Source organism: Oceanihabitans sp. IOP_32 (genome assembly GCF_009498295.1).
In the GTDB taxonomy this organism is placed as follows: Bacteria; Bacteroidota; Bacteroidia; order Flavobacteriales; family Flavobacteriaceae; genus Wocania; species Wocania indica.
The window spans coordinates 2,561,120-2,574,649 of the sequence record NZ_CP040813.1 but is presented as its reverse complement, the minus strand read 5'-3'; the positions used below and the strand labels follow the sequence as shown (position 1 = coordinate 2,574,649).

The 13,530-nt window shown below is 34.6% G+C and carries 15 protein-coding genes; 4 read left to right on the top strand and 11 right to left on the bottom strand.

The features are described 5' to 3' along the window. Positions 1-3 precede the first annotated feature (3 nt). The 3 genes from FEZ18_RS10785 to FEZ18_RS10775 all read right to left on the bottom strand — a co-directional run bounded on the left by FEZ18_RS10785 (position 4) and on the right by FEZ18_RS10775 (position 1,929). On the bottom strand, positions 4-288 hold the full coding sequence (locus FEZ18_RS10785) for a riboflavin synthase subunit beta (protein ID WP_153268325.1): 285 nt from the start codon (positions 286-288) through the stop codon (positions 4-6). A 386-nt stretch (positions 289-674) separates the two neighbouring features. Beyond that, positions 675-1,160, bottom strand: coding sequence for a 6,7-dimethyl-8-ribityllumazine synthase (ribH, locus tag FEZ18_RS10780; RefSeq protein ID WP_153268324.1), 486 nt, complete (start codon positions 1,158-1,160; stop codon positions 675-677). 1 nt (position 1,161) lies between these two features. Further along, positions 1,162-1,929 carry a tetratricopeptide repeat protein gene (locus FEZ18_RS10775; protein WP_153268323.1) on the bottom strand — a complete coding sequence of 256 codons (768 nt, stop codon included), beginning with the start codon at positions 1,927-1,929 and terminating at the stop codon, positions 1,162-1,164. Between the two features lie 139 nt (positions 1,930-2,068). Here FEZ18_RS10775 and recF point away from each other — a divergent pair, with 139 nt between their 5' ends. The 4 genes from recF to FEZ18_RS10755 all read left to right on the top strand — a co-directional run bounded on the left by recF (position 2,069) and on the right by FEZ18_RS10755 (position 5,146). Next, positions 2,069-3,148 carry a DNA replication/repair protein RecF gene (gene recF / locus FEZ18_RS10770; RefSeq protein ID WP_153268322.1) on the top strand — a complete coding sequence of 360 codons (1,080 nt, stop codon included), beginning with the start codon at positions 2,069-2,071 and terminating at the stop codon, positions 3,146-3,148. Positions 3,149-3,208: 60 nt separating this feature from the next. Continuing rightward, positions 3,209-3,502 (top strand): DUF721 domain-containing protein, encoded by a 294-nt coding sequence (locus FEZ18_RS10765; RefSeq protein WP_153268321.1) that lies wholly within the window; start codon positions 3,209-3,211, stop codon positions 3,500-3,502. Between the two features lie 98 nt (positions 3,503-3,600). Then, the gene (locus FEZ18_RS10760; protein ID WP_153268320.1) at positions 3,601-3,792 is read left to right on the top strand and encodes a cold-shock protein; all 192 of its coding nucleotides are present in this window, start codon (positions 3,601-3,603) and stop codon (positions 3,790-3,792) included. A 751-nt stretch (positions 3,793-4,543) separates the two neighbouring features. Beyond that, positions 4,544-5,146 (top strand): DUF1684 domain-containing protein, encoded by a 603-nt coding sequence (locus FEZ18_RS10755; RefSeq protein ID WP_153268319.1) that lies wholly within the window; start codon positions 4,544-4,546, stop codon positions 5,144-5,146. A 208-nt stretch (positions 5,147-5,354) separates the two neighbouring features. On the opposite strand, the gene crcB is transcribed toward FEZ18_RS10755, so the two are convergent. The 8 genes from crcB to FEZ18_RS10715 form a co-directional block, all read right to left on the bottom strand. Further along, the gene (gene crcB / locus FEZ18_RS10750; protein WP_153268318.1) at positions 5,355-5,720 is read right to left on the bottom strand and encodes a fluoride efflux transporter CrcB; all 366 of its coding nucleotides are present in this window, start codon (positions 5,718-5,720) and stop codon (positions 5,355-5,357) included. 14 nt (positions 5,721-5,734) lie between these two features. Beyond that, on the bottom strand, positions 5,735-6,754 hold the full coding sequence (locus FEZ18_RS10745; RefSeq protein WP_153268317.1) for an SRPBCC family protein: 1,020 nt from the start codon (positions 6,752-6,754) through the stop codon (positions 5,735-5,737). 387 nt (positions 6,755-7,141) lie between these two features. After that, entirely contained in the window at positions 7,142-8,449 is a 1,308-nt protein-coding gene (nqrF, locus tag FEZ18_RS10740) for an NADH:ubiquinone reductase (Na(+)-transporting) subunit F (protein ID WP_153268316.1), read from the bottom strand. Between the two features lies 1 nt (position 8,450). Continuing rightward, positions 8,451-9,182, bottom strand: coding sequence for an NADH:ubiquinone reductase (Na(+)-transporting) subunit E (nqrE, locus tag FEZ18_RS10735; RefSeq protein ID WP_153268315.1), 732 nt, complete (start codon positions 9,180-9,182; stop codon positions 8,451-8,453). Positions 9,183-9,278: 96 nt separating this feature from the next. After that, positions 9,279-9,923, bottom strand: a complete 645-nt coding sequence (locus FEZ18_RS10730) for an NADH:ubiquinone reductase (Na(+)-transporting) subunit D (protein ID WP_153268314.1) — start codon at positions 9,921-9,923, stop codon at positions 9,279-9,281. Between the two features lies 1 nt (position 9,924). Then, positions 9,925-10,734, bottom strand: coding sequence for a Na(+)-translocating NADH-quinone reductase subunit C (locus FEZ18_RS10725; protein WP_153268313.1), 810 nt, complete (start codon positions 10,732-10,734; stop codon positions 9,925-9,927). Positions 10,735-10,736: 2 nt separating this feature from the next. Continuing rightward, the gene (locus FEZ18_RS10720; protein WP_153268312.1) at positions 10,737-11,945 is read right to left on the bottom strand and encodes an NADH:ubiquinone reductase (Na(+)-transporting) subunit B; all 1,209 of its coding nucleotides are present in this window, start codon (positions 11,943-11,945) and stop codon (positions 10,737-10,739) included. Between the two features lie 118 nt (positions 11,946-12,063). Next, complete coding sequence (locus tag FEZ18_RS10715; protein ID WP_153268311.1) at positions 12,064-13,419, bottom strand: Na(+)-translocating NADH-quinone reductase subunit A; 1,356 nt, start codon at positions 13,417-13,419, stop codon at positions 12,064-12,066. Positions 13,420-13,530 lie beyond the last annotated feature (111 nt).

Sequence of the window (13,530 nt, the reverse complement as noted above, 5' to 3'; positions counted from 1 at the left end):
TAATTAAGAAAAGAAAATAGATAAATCAAAATCGATAATAAAAAGAAATATCAAAACAAGTATGCTAACAATAATAAGAATACGCTTGTTAGCCGCGCTGTCGGGGTTGTTTTTTAAGTCGTTTAAAGCGTTGGTAAATTTGCTTTTTAAACTTAAATTACTGCCAACAGTGGTTCTATACGCATCGAATTTATGTTTAATTTCAAAGGGGTTTCCCTGCCCCTTATCATCATAATAACGTGGCGTATAGCTAAATTTTTTATTTTTAGGCAATTTTGCACGTCCCATAGTTAATTCATTTTAGATTATAAATAATTCTTCTCTAGCAAATACATGCAAAGTAACAGCAATATTAGAACCAAAATTAAAGTGCGCACAGGCATAACACTAGCCATTTTAACCTTATTCGGATTTTGACGCCTCCATTTAGAGACAAAATCTTTGGTTTTAGAGTTGTCCTCTTGATTAGAATCGGTTGTGTTTTCTTGAGAAAGCCGCGGTTTATAATTAAAGGTTTTATGTTTTCGCTGTTTAAACAAAATAATTTATGCTTTCTTTCAAAAATACTTAAAAATATGGAGATAAGAGCGGGTGAAATGCCAAAAATTGTTAACATTTACACTAAAAAACAATAACCAATAAAAAACACCCTTAAATGGCTTAGAGGTTTTAAACTAAGCTTTTTTTCGTAATTCAGCCATTTTGATAGCCGCTACTGCAGCTTCTGTTCCTTTGTTGCCGTGTTTTCCACCAGAACGCTCTATAGCTTGTTGCATGGTATTGTCGGTAAGTACACAAAAAATAACAGGTACGTCGCGCATAACGTTTAAATCTTTAATCCCTTGAGAAACGGCTTCGCATACAAAATCGAAATGCTTGGTCTCGCCTTGTATTACACTACCAATGGCAATAACCCCATTTACCATTTGTTCTTGCATTTTTTTTGAAGCGTAAATTAATTCGAAACTACCAGGCACATCCCAACGCACAATATTGCTTGGTAAGACCCCATTTTCAATAAGTGTATTGTAAGCACCTTTATACAACCCCTCTGTTATGGTGTCGTTCCATTCGGAAACAACAATGCCAAACCGAAATTTACTCGCGTCTGGCATAGCCGACTTATCATAAACAGATAGATTTTTATTTACCGTTGCCATATTATTTACTTGCCAACATTTGGGCTTTCCCAATAAAGACATCTACATTAGAAGCCTCTGTTGAATTAGGATAATTCTCTTTAATATTTTTAAAATGTTTTAAAGCTCTGTCTGCCTTATCAATTTCTAAAGCTATAATGCCCGCCTTGTATAAATACATTGGGGTTGTGTACTCGTTATCACGTAAGCTTGCAGCTTGCTCATAATAACTCAAGGCATCGTCTTTTTGGTTTAATTGCACAAAGGCATCACCAATATTTCCTTTTGCCAAAGCGGCTAAAATTTCATCATCACTTTTAAAATTACTTAAATGCTCTACTGCGTTTTTGTAATCTTTCAACTTCAAATAAGCTGTCCCAGCGTAGTAACTGGCCAAGTTTGCTGCTGGTGTTCCGCCGTATTCAGATATAATATCTAACATTCCAAATTTACCTTCACCACCGTTTAAAGCCAAATTAAATAACGAATCTTTTTCCACGCCATTTACAGCCTGTTCAAAATATTTTTGAGCCTGAAACATATCGTTCATCGCATTTTCTTGTTTTGGTTTTGTAACATATTCCTTATATCCTAAAGAACCCAAAACCACCAAGGCTACTGCGCCAATAATAATAAAAATATACTTCTGATTTTTACCAACGAAAGCTTCTGTTTTAGATGCTGTTTCATCCAGAGTATTAAAAACTTCTGCTGTTGTTGAGCCATTTTCTATGTTTTGCTCTTTTTCTGCCTTGTTCTTTGCTTTATATTTTTTCTTGTAAGTCGCCATTTCTTCATTCTATATTAATGCGTCGCAAAAATATAATAATTCTTCATATTTAAAAGCTTATTTATTTGATATTTTTCGATAATTTGCACTTCCTTTAAAAGCCAATCGGTTTATTAACATTTTATAGTTTACTTTCTGTATGATTTTAAAATCACTTTCATTACTTAATTACAAAAACTTCGACAGTAAATCGTTTGTTTTCAATGCTAAAATAAATTGCATCGTTGGTAATAACGGTATGGGGAAGACCAATATTTTAGATGCCATTTACCACCTCTCATTCGGTAAAAGTTATTTTAATCCCGTAGCTTCTCAAAATATTAAACACGATGAGGCCTTTTTTGTAATTAATGGAGATTATGAAAAGGGAGGAAAAACAGAAAAAGTTATTATTAGCCTAAAAAAAGGTCAGAAAAAAATTATAAAACGCAACGGTAAAGCATATGAAAAATTTAGCGATCATATTGGTTTTTTACCTTTGGTTATAATATCGCCAGCCGATAGAGACTTAATAACCGAAGGCAGTACGACCCGTAGAAAATTTATAGACAACGTTATTTCGCAAAGTGATAAAGCGTATTTATCGTATTTAATAAAATATAATAAAACCCTAGAACAACGCAATGCACTATTAAAATATTTTGCACTAAACCATACTTTTAATGCCGATACTTTAGAGGTTTACAACAGTCAGTTAACAGAATATGGCACAAAAATTTTCGAAACACGTCATACTTTTTTAAAAGCATTCATTCCAATTTTTAAAGCCCGTTATGAGGTAATTAGCAGTGGTAATGAAACTGTAGATTTAGTGTACGACAGCGATTTATTTGAAAACGATTTGAATACACTTTTAAAAAATGCCATTAACAAAGATAAAGCCTTGCAATACACAAGCGTTGGAATACATAAAGATGATTTAATTTTTAATATTGAAAATCATCCCATTAAGAAATTTGGAAGCCAAGGACAGCAAAAATCTTTTCTAATTGCTTTAAAATTAGCGCAATTCGATTTTATAAAAGCACGCAGTAAAGTAAACCCTATTCTCTTATTAGATGATATTTTTGACAAACTGGACGAACAGCGCGTGTCTCAAATCATTAAACTGGTTAATGATGAAAACTTCGGACAACTATTTATTAGCGATACGCACGCAGAACGAACCGAGGCCGCTGTAAAACAAGTGCATCAATCTTACGAGATTTTTAAATTATAGACATCATATTACGAAACAAATTTAACTTTACAGCTTACAACCTTCTTTTAATTTATAATTATGGCAAAACGAAACAATGAACATATAAGTATTAGCGAAGCACTCCAAGAATTTGTAGAAACTAACAAACTAGAAAAAGGGCTAGATAAAGTTAATGTTGTAGAGGCTTGGAAACTTTTAGGTAATGGCGTTAACAAATACACCATAAGTGTGAATTTAGAGCGGGAAACACTCTATGTGCAATTAAGTTCTAGCGTTTTAAGAGAAGAACTTAGCTACGGAAAACAAAAAATAATAGATATGATTAATGAAGCCTTAGGCAAGGATATTGTTAAGAAATTGATTTTAAGGTGATTAAATTTTTAATTTAAATTAAAAATTTTTGAGTTTATTAAGCGACATATTATATTTTACATTATATTTGTTGTTTAATTATATTAATACATATTACAATGAGTAGAGGTACCGTAAAATTCTTCAACGATTCAAAAGGATTTGGATTCATCACTGAAGATGACAACAACAAAGAGCATTTTGTACACATTTCAGGACTTATCGATGAAATTCGTGAAGGTGACGCAGTAGAATTCGATCTACAAGAAGGTAGAAAAGGATTAAACGCCGTAAACGTAAAAGTAATCTAATACATATACTTTTAACAATTACAACTTAAAGCCTATCATTTTTAATGATAGGCTTTTTTTGTTTCTAAAATTTAATACAGGTAACAAACTTATGCCACATTAATTTTGAAATGTCGTATTGTAAATTTGAATTATTTTTTACTCAGATGAGTTAGAAATCGCAGATTCACGAATTCGTTATTTTATTATAATATGGGCGTGAGCTAAAATCAAAGCATCGCCAAAGTTATGGTTTTATGCTACAACGAAATATGAGCGAAAAAGAACTGCGAAGCACATCACGAACACCTATTTTATAAAATAGAAAAATGTGAGTAAACGAATACCTTAAACTATTTCTGGCTTTAAGATTATTTTGCTGAACTTTACTTAAGTAAACAGTTATGGACACTAAAAAAAAAGACCAAGACACTAAAAAAGACCCTAGAGCTTATTTTGTAAAAAAAACAAAACACACTAGATAATTAAAAAGGTCGTCTAAAAAAATTTTGGCGACCTTTTAGTGTGTAAGTGTACAAAAATGAAATTTAATATTAAAGATGACCAATTCTTAACAACAATTTTTGTACAATTATGATTTCATAACGCTTTTTCTCCAGCTTTATTGTGTGAATCGATATGTAATAGTCTATTATTTTATTAAAATGGCATAAAATGTATTAAATTGAATTAATAAATCACTAAATTTCGGCACAGGTAGGCTCCTAAAAGTATAGAATACTTTTAAATTATTTTAATTAAAATTACGAGTATGAAAAACATCGTTTTAGTCTGTACACTTTTGCTTATAGCGAGTTGTGCGCAAGACAAAACACCTATTTTAGGTGAAACACCATTTCAAAAAAAGTTAAATGCAGAGTTTAAAGATGCCACGACATCGCCGCTACATAAAAAAGATAGGAAAGCTTTTAAAGGCTTAGATTTTTTTAAATTCGATTCTGCTTATATCGTTAAAGCAGCTTTTAAAAGAACAGAAAAGGAGTCTGTTTTCGAAATGAAAACAAACACGACTAGAACTCCTGAATACGTTAAATACGGGGAATTGCATTTCGATTTACAGGGAAGGCGCTTTTTATTAAATATTTATCAAAACATAGAATTAATAAAAACCGAGGGCTACGAAGATTATTTATTTCTGCCGTTTTCCGATGAGACCAACGGTGTAGAGACCTACGGCGGTGGGCGCTATATTGATGCTGCGATACCAGAAGGAGACAGTTTAACAATAGATTTTAATAAAGCCTACAATCCGTACTGCGCGTATAACGAGAAATACTCTTGCCCTATTGTGCCACGACAAAACTATTTAAATACTAGAATTGAGGCTGGCGTTAAGATGTTTAAAAAGGAGTAGGCTTCTGTTGTATTTCGAATTTAGATTTATAAAAACGCGAGTTTTGAATATAAATAATTGCCTTAACATCTATCATACGAGATTACTAACCTAAAGAGAAGTCATTATTAAAATCCATTTATCTCAAGTGCTTAGAACATGCAGTTATGTGTTGTTTTTACTGTACTTTTAAACCAAAACAGTTACAAAAACCTGCGACGTAAACCGTTCACTTTACCAAAAATAAGCCAAAAAAAACAGCTAAAAAACCAACCACCAAACTCAGAATGGTATAGGTGGCGAAACTTATAAAATCACCTGTTTTTAAAAATAAGTGATTTTCATAAGCAAAAGTGGAGAACGTTGTAAAACCGCCACAAAAACCAGTGGCCAATAACAATGTTTGGTTTTCGGTGAGTGTATTGTTTTTCGCAGCCAGTCCTAAAATGATACCAATTACTAAACTGCCTATAATATTTACAGCAAAAGTACCGTAAGGTAGAGCAGTTTCACTGGTAGTTAAATGTTTCGAGATTAAAAAGCGTAACACGCTACCAAAACCACCTCCAACAAAAACCAAAAGAAGTTGCTTCATATACTATAATATTTTTACTTAATAGGAAAATAAATTTCGGTAATCCAATCTGCTGGATTTGGAACATTTTTAGGATCGTTTTGATATATTTCAAAAGGTAAAACATCAGATCGTTCCATATAATTTTCGTTTAAATAATTCTGAACAGTTTCCCAAGCTTCAGGTAAATATCTGTAATCCCCTTTTAAAGTAGCCTTTAAAACTCGAATTTTGGGCATATAACCACAAAGCACCGCACTATTACCAGTAACAACAACTTTATTTTGTACAGGAATAGCTTGACTCATAATAAATTCATTGCGACTGCTATCTCTACTGTGATAAATAGTAAACGGCTTACCCGTTTGCGCAATAGACTGGTTTGTCATATAACTCAAAACCGCATGATATTGCTCATCCATTATATCACTCATATTTACACCGGTCGCCGAGGTTGTTTTATACATATAAAATCCGCCACCATACTCTGTAACACCATCAATTTTAACACTATAAACCTTCATACTATGAACAACAACACTATCCAGATTCTTTAAACTGCGTTCTAGATGCCCCCCAATTTCTTCTTCCAAATCTCCAGAAAACACCGTGTAAAATTTATAATCGAATGGTAAATCTTTAGCAGAAACCGTCCAGCTAACCTGAGTAGAACCATCGGCACTAGAATCAAATTCCCAAAGTACTTCAGACGGCGGATAATCGCCAAATTGAAGCTGCTGTTTTACAAGGGTATTTTTGGTGATTTCGGTAGTTTTTATCGAGCCTTTATCATCCTTAACCTGCCAAGACAATAGTGCATTGAGACCTTCGGTTTCTTCTGATAATGTAATTTGTAATTCGGGATTTGTTTCTACCCAAGACGACCAAAACTCCCAGTTTTTAAAGTCGACCACATTATTAAAAACCACTGCAGTAGGTGCCGGTATGGTATGTGATCTAGTCACCTTAAAATCATTAGGTTGCACGGCAACATAAATGGCAGTACCAATAATGCCAATAAGTAGTAAAAACAGTAGGTATTTTAATTTTTTCATCAAAAGGGTAAAATTATTAATTACACTCAAATATACTCATTTAATTTTTTAGTTATCAAATGTACTAAAATGTCAATTTAGAAGGATCACAATTGGGTTTATACCAATTTAGTTTTGAAATGTCGTATTATTAATTTGAATTATTTTTTGTTCAGATGAGATAGAAAATCAAAGCATAGCCTGAGTTATGGTTTTATTTTATACCGAAATATGGGCGAAAAAGAAACAAATTATATGCGGCATGACATGGCTAATTTGGTATTATACCTATAAAAACAAAATTTTCGATAATAAGGTAGAGCGCATAATCGACAAAGCCAACTCGAAAAAGAATTGGCTCTGTTGGTATTGAAATGAGTTTAAAAATTTAATAGAAGTTCTAATTTTTTAACCTCCAAAATCATCAAATCGAATGTGTTCATCAGGTATTCCAAAATCTTCACCCATTTTCTGTACTGCTTTATTCATTAGAGGTGGTCCACAAAAGTACAGCTCGATATCTTCCGGATTTTCATGATGATTCAAATAATGATCAATAACACAATTATGAATAAATCCAACAAACCCATCGCCTTCTGCCTCCATGCTATCTTTAACTTTCCAGTTATCTTCTTCTAAAGGTTCAGACAACGCAATATGGAATTTAAAGTTAGGAAAATCTCTTTCTAAGGCTCTAAAATGTTCAATATAAAATAACTCACGCTTAGAACGGCCACCGTACCAAAACGAAACTTTCCGTTTTGTTTGCAAGGTTCTAAATAGGTGGTACAAATGCGATCGCATAGGTGCCATACCTGCACCACCACCTACGTAAAGCATTTCGGAATCGGACTCATTGATAAAAAACTCTCCGTAAGGCCCAGAAATAGTAACCTTATCGCCAGGTTTTTGATTAAATATATAAGACGATGCAATACCCGGATTAACATCCATCCATCCATTTTTTGTACGATCCCATGGCGGTGTAGCAATACGAACGTTAAGCATTATTTCACGACCTTCTGCAGGATAAGATGCCATAGAATAAGCCCTTTCTACCGTTTCGGTGTTTTTCATGACTAGAGGCCATAAATTGAACTTATCCCATTCTTCTTGAAATTTATCTGGAGTATCATGCTCTTCAGGATGCGCTGTAATATCGATATCAGAATATTTCACCTCGCACTCGGGTATTTCGATTTGAATATAGCCTCCAGCCTTGTACCCCATATCTTCAGGAATTTCTACCACAAACTCCTTAATAAAAGAAGCTACATTATAGTTACGCACAACTGTGGCTTCCCATTTTTTTATACCAAAAACTTCTTCAGGGATACTAATGTCCATGTCCTGCTTTACTTTAACTTGGCAAGACAGACGTGCCCCTTCCTTTAATTCTTTTCTCGTAAAATGAGGAGTTTCTGTAGGTAAGGCTTCTCCTCCACCTGAAAGTACGCGACATTCGCACTGAATACAAGTTCCACCCCCACCACAAGCCGAGGGCAAGAATATTTTTTGATTTCCAAGTGTAGAGAGCAAGGTCCCTCCCGAGGCGACTTCTATTTCGCGTTCTCCATTAATTCGAATCGTTACAGGTCCGGATGGCGCTAATTTTTGTTTTACAAAAAGCAATAAACTCACTAAAACTAGCGTAATTATTAAAAACGCCACAACGGTTACTATTACTATCCCTGTTGTTCCTGCTGCTAACATCATATTAATTTATTGTTTTAGTAGTGTTTTCTGCTAATTCTTTAGCTTCTTCTGTTTTCTCTTCTTGTTCTAATATTACCGTTGTAGGCTCTGCAGCGGGTGCGCTCTCTTCGTCTCCCCCAGTTAACATACCACCAAAACTTAAAAAGCCAATCCCCATTAAACCCGTAATAATAAACGTAATTCCTAAACCTCTTAAAGGTGCTGGTACGTTACTGTATCGAATTTTTTCACGTATCGCGGCAATGGCCAAAATAGCCAAAAACCAACCAATTCCAGAAGAAATTCCATAGTTAACAGCTAGCCCTAAAGTTTCAATTTCTCTCGATTGCATAAATAATGACCCGCCTAATATGGCACAGTTTACGGCAATTAGCGGTAAGAAAATCCCTAAAGAATTATATAATGCAGGCGAAAATTTTTCTACTACTATTTCTACCAATTGTACCATAGTAGCAATAGTTGCGATAAACATAATGAAAGACAAAAAGCCTAAGTCGTAATCTGCATATTCGGGACCGAGCCAAGTTAAAGCTCCTGGTTGCAATAAATATTGATCTAACAACCAGTTTAAGGGTACCGTTATAGCCAATACAAATATAACTGCGGCGCCTAGGCCTACAGCTGTAGCCACCTTTTTAGATACTGCTAAATAGGAACACATGCCTAAAAAAACAGCAAACACCATATTATCTATAAAAATGGATTTAAAAAATAATTCTATATGTTCTATCATTTTTTTGTGTTTTGAATCCTGAATTTACATCAGGCTCTTATTACCTTTTTGTTAGTTCTAGAAAATCTTGAAAAACATACTGGACAGCATGTCGTTTTAATCTTCTATTAAATTTTTATTTTTACTGCGTTGTACCCAAATAATAAGGCCTACAATTATAAGTGCCATTGGAGGCATTAACATAAAGCCATTATTTTCATAACCTATTGAGAATACCCCTGTTTTTTCGATAGGGTCTCCTAATACTGGGATTCCAAGCAGTGTTCCAGCACCTAAAAGCTCTCTAAAAAATCCAACAATCACTAAAATTACGGCGTAACCTAAAGCATTGCCAATACCATCTAAAAACGATCGGTATGGGCCATTAGCCAAAGCAAACGCCTCAAAACGCCCCATAATGATACAGTTTGTAATGATAAGCCCTATAAATACCGAGAGTGTTTTACTCAATTCAAAAGCATAGGCTTTTAAAACTTGATCTACAATAATTACAAGCGATGCCACAACTATTAGTTGTACAATAATTCTAATTTTTGAAGGTATCATATTTCGCATTAAGGAAATAACCACATTTCCAACACCCATAACAAACAATACAGCAACACCCATTACCATAGATGCTTTTAAATCTGCTGTAATTGCTAAAGCCGAACAGATGCCCAGTACTTGAATGGTAATTGGGTTATTATCCGCTAAGGGATCTGTAATTAATTTAGCGTCTTTTCTTGATAGAAGTCCCATACTAATTTGTTTTTGATTTTAAATTCTGAAAAAATGGCTTATACAATTTCAAATCTTTCTTAATCATTGCAGATACACCATCTCCAGTAATAGTTGCGCCCGCTAAGGCATCTACAGCATGATCGTCTTTGGTTTCGTTACTCGGGTCGTTATTACCTTTTTTTACAGCTACACCTTTAAATACACCGTCTTCATCCAACAACTTTTCTCCTTTAAAATCATCCATAAAATAACGCTGTTTAATATTAGAACCTAAACCAGGAGTCTCTGCTGCATGATCGAAAAATGTGCCTTTAATTACCATATTTTCATCCAGAGCGATATACCCCCAAATAGCGTCCCAAAGTCCTTTGCCTCGAATTGGTGCCACATAAACCGTTTCGCCATCTTGATTGCCCACAAATAACGGTAGAAATCTAGATTTACCTTGTTTTGCCCGAGTTTGTTGTTTTTTAACATCGATTAGATAAGGCGCTATACCTTTACCCTCATCGTCGGAGGTCATAAATTCTTCACTTGTAAGTTGATTTATAATTTCTCCGTCCTTATACTCTAAAACTAACTGTTCTGAAACATAGGTTTCGAAAGCATCAGAGACTTTGTCGGTTGAAATAAAAACAATATCTCCTTTGCCTTCATTTCCGTTTATTCCCATAGCATACAAGATGTTTTGCTGCTTTTCCATACGTTCATTCTCTTTAATTTTGGGTTTTAAAGACGACGCGGTAAACGCTAATAGAGAACCTACGACCATTACCATTACAACGGCAAAAAGTATAGTATATGAATTTTTTTCTGTGTTAATTGCCATAATTACGCTGTTTTAACTTGAACTCGTTTTAATCTGCGTTTCACATTTCCTTTTATCACATAGTGATCTATGGTTGGTGCGAAAACATTCATTAATAGTATTGCTAAAAACACCCCTTCTGGATAAGCTGGGTTAAATACACGAATCATGATAGAGATAAATCCTATTAAGAATCCGTAAATCCATTTGCCTTTATTAGTTTGCGATGCCGTTACTGGATCTGTGGCCATATAAACGGCACCAAATAAAATACTTCCAATAATTAAGTGTTCCCAAAATGGTACATTCATTAATCCGTAAAACTTGCTCGATTCTCCAATCCAACCAGCATTAACAACGCCGTTAAAGATTAGCCCCATGCTCAATGCCCCTATTAAGGTTGAGAGTATAATTCTCCAACTACCAATTTTTGTGAAAATTAAAAATAAGGCGCCTATAATAATTAGGAACTTCGAGGTTTCGCCAACCGACCCAGGTATAATTCCCCAAAACATATCCCAATTATCGTAACCCAAAGATCCATTATTTTGAGCATAAGACCCTAATATGGTTTCTCCAGAAATGGCGTCGGGCGTTCCAGCACGCTCAACAGCACCATGCACCCACACCTTATCTCCAGACATCCACGTCGGATATGCAAAAAACAAAAATGCTCGAATGGTTAGGGCTGGATTAAGTATATTCATTCCTGTACCGCCAAACACTTCTTTACCAATAACTACACCAAATACAACCGCTACCGCCAGCATCCATAAAGGAATATCTACTGGGACAATTAGTGGCACGAGCATACCGGTTACTAGATAGCCTTCTTCTACCTCGTGTCCTTTTATTATGGCGAATATAAATTCTACTAATAAACCTACACCGTAAGACACAATTACCAATGGCAATACTTGCCATATTCCAACTACAAGATTATCTATAGTCCAAAACGATGCGCCAAGAAACCCTTTGGCTTGTTCAATTTCACCTAAGGCTAAATAATGCTGATAACCTGCATTAAACATACCGAAAATCAAACAAGGTACTAGAGCCATGATTACCGTATTCATGGTGCGCTTTAAATCATCGGCCACTTTAATATGAGTACCACCTTGTGTTGTCTCGTTTGGCAAATATAAAAACGTATGGAAGGCATTAAATGCTGGTATCCATTTTTTGTTTTTATTCTTTTCTTTAAAATTGTGTAGTTTACTTTTTAAGCTCATCTTATATATTTTTCATTTTGTTAGAAAAATGAATAACTTTTCTGTTTTTGACTTCTACTAATTGGTATGACTATTTTTTATATCATCAATCCCATGTAAATAGGATGAAAACTTATCATTATCCAATTTCTTTCAGCATCAAATCTAATCCCGCTCTTATAATTTTTTGATGTGGTTGTTTAGACACACAAACAAATTCTGTAAGCGCAAAATCTTCTGGCGCTACCTCGTACATTCCCAGAGCTTCCATCTCATCTAGATCTTCATACATACAAGCTTTTAAAATTTGTAACGGATATATATCTAAAGGAAAAACCTTTTCGTAAGTCCCTGTAATCACAAATGCCCGATGCTCTCCATTGGTGTTTGTATTTAAGTCGTATTTTTTCTTAGGACTTAACCAAGAAAATGTTAAAGCTCTAGAAGTAGATACTTTATTAAAAACTGGCTTATTCCAACCAAAAAACTCATAATCATCACCTTCGGGAATAACTGAAATAACATTACTGTAATAATCTAGAACCCCATCTGGTTGAATTTGTTTTCCGCTTAAGACATTGCCCGAAATAATACGTGCATTGGCATCTTTAGAGATTCCCTTATCGTATATCATAGTTGCAATTTCACAACCTATTTTACAAACGAAATATCGCGGTTTTTCAATTAACGAGCCAACTAATGCCACAACACGTTCGGCATTAAACTTACCTGTTAATAACAGCTCTCCGATAATGACTAAGTCCTGCGCATTAACCGTCCAAACAATGTCTCCTTTATTAATTGGGTCTATTTTATTGATTTGCGTCCCTACATTACCAGCAGGATGAGGCCCAGAAACTTTGTGAATAGTCGCACCAGTAACACCCGCTAGTGGCGAGTTAGATCCCGCTCCAACCGATACATGCACTTGGCCTTCGGTAAGTTTAGAAAGTGCAGTAATCGCGGCCTGTAACTCTGCCTCTTTACCTTGTAAGGTAAAGTCTAAATCGGCTGCCAAAGGAGCGCTTGCATAAGCAGAAACAAAAATAGATTTTGGTGTTTTCTCTGGATTTGCAATAACATCGTAAGGTCGCTGCTTTATAAATGGCCAACAACCCGATGCTAATAAATGCGTTTTAAGCGTTTGAGCAGTCGCAGTCTCTAAATTAAATACTCCATGGTCTTGGTACACCTGCTCTTTATCTGCTTGAATTTTAATAGCATCAATGCGTCTTTTTGGCCCACGCATCACTTCAACCACCTTTCCCGATACCGGAGAAGAAAAAGTAATAAGCTCTTGAGATTTGTCGTAAAATACCGTGTCTCCAGCTTTTACTGAAGTGCCTTCTTTTACGATAAGTTTTGGTGTAATGTTGTGAAAATCTTCTGGTCTTATGACAAAGTAATTGCTTTTAATCGCCTCTTCGACGGTTTTTTCAGCTTTACCTTTAAGTTTTATGTCCAGACCTTTTTTAATCCGAATGCCGTTTGACATATTTATTTTTAAAATTAGTTATCTAAAAAAATCAGTGTAAAAATACGATTTTAATAGTGGAGAATCCTTTCTAAGTACCTCAAGCTTATTATTTATACTTATTCTAAATAA

Bases quoted from the DNA above. Each gene is read 5' to 3' on its own strand.
- FEZ18_RS10785 (WP_153268325.1), bottom strand. From the start codon at position 288: ATGGGACGTGCAAAATTGCCTAAAAATAAAAAATTTAGCTATACGCCA.
- FEZ18_RS10765 (WP_153268321.1), top strand. From the start codon at position 3,209: ATGGCAAAACGAAACAATGAACATATAAGTATTAGCGAAGCACTCCAA.
- FEZ18_RS10720 (WP_153268312.1), bottom strand. From the start codon at position 11,945: ATGAGCTTAAAAAGTAAACTACACAATTTTAAAGAAAAGAATAAAAAC.
- FEZ18_RS10775 (WP_153268323.1), bottom strand. From the start codon at position 1,929: ATGGCGACTTACAAGAAAAAATATAAAGCAAAGAACAAGGCAGAAAAA.
- ribH (WP_153268324.1), bottom strand. From the start codon at position 1,160: ATGGCAACGGTAAATAAAAATCTATCTGTTTATGATAAGTCGGCTATG.
- FEZ18_RS10760 (WP_153268320.1), top strand. From the start codon at position 3,601: ATGAGTAGAGGTACCGTAAAATTCTTCAACGATTCAAAAGGATTTGGA.
- crcB (WP_153268318.1), bottom strand. From the start codon at position 5,720: ATGAAGCAACTTCTTTTGGTTTTTGTTGGAGGTGGTTTTGGTAGCGTG.
- nqrE (WP_153268315.1), bottom strand. From the start codon at position 9,182: ATGATAGAACATATAGAATTATTTTTTAAATCCATTTTTATAGATAAT.
- FEZ18_RS10745 (WP_153268317.1), bottom strand. From the start codon at position 6,754: ATGAAAAAATTAAAATACCTACTGTTTTTACTACTTATTGGCATTATT.
- FEZ18_RS10715 (WP_153268311.1), bottom strand. From the start codon at position 13,419: ATGTCAAACGGCATTCGGATTAAAAAAGGTCTGGACATAAAACTTAAA.
- FEZ18_RS10755 (WP_153268319.1), top strand. From the start codon at position 4,544: ATGAAAAACATCGTTTTAGTCTGTACACTTTTGCTTATAGCGAGTTGT.
- FEZ18_RS10725 (WP_153268313.1), bottom strand. From the start codon at position 10,734: ATGGCAATTAACACAGAAAAAAATTCATATACTATACTTTTTGCCGTT.
- nqrF (WP_153268316.1), bottom strand. From the start codon at position 8,449: ATGATGTTAGCAGCAGGAACAACAGGGATAGTAATAGTAACCGTTGTG.
- recF (WP_153268322.1), top strand. From the start codon at position 2,069: ATGATTTTAAAATCACTTTCATTACTTAATTACAAAAACTTCGACAGT.
- FEZ18_RS10730 (WP_153268314.1), bottom strand. From the start codon at position 9,923: ATGGGACTTCTATCAAGAAAAGACGCTAAATTAATTACAGATCCCTTA.